The sequence below is a fragment of the Chitinophaga agrisoli genome (genome assembly GCF_008386695.1).
Classification (GTDB): Bacteria; Bacteroidota; Bacteroidia; order Chitinophagales; family Chitinophagaceae; genus Chitinophaga; species Chitinophaga agrisoli.
On sequence record NZ_VUOC01000115.1, the window covers coordinates 1 to 332 of the forward strand.

The 332-nt window shown below is 52.4% G+C and carries 1 protein-coding gene; it reads right to left on the reverse strand.

The genetic code is table 11. The features are described 5' to 3' along the window. A partial coding sequence (locus tag F0L74_RS34715) for an uL14 family ribosomal protein (RefSeq protein WP_149842245.1) occupies window positions 1–332 on the reverse strand: 332 nt, incomplete at both ends.

Here is a 332-nt window from a genome sequence, read left to right on the forward strand (position 1 = left end):
CGCCCTTGTTATTGACTATGACACCCGCATTGTCCTCAAAGTATATAAATACTCCATCACGCCTTCTGAACGGTTTCCGCTGCCTGATGACCACTGCCGGCATTACCTTTTTCCGGAGTTCAGGTTTACCCTTTTTGACTGTGGCCACAATCATGTCCCCGGAACCGGCCGCCGGCAGTCTGTTCAGGCGACCTTTGATACCTTGGACAGCGATCACATACAGATTCTTTGCCCCTGTGTTGTAGGCGCAGTTGATTACTGCTCCCACTGGGAGACCCAGGGAGATACGGAATTTCGCTCCCGCGGAACCACCACGTCCTCTCTTAGACATT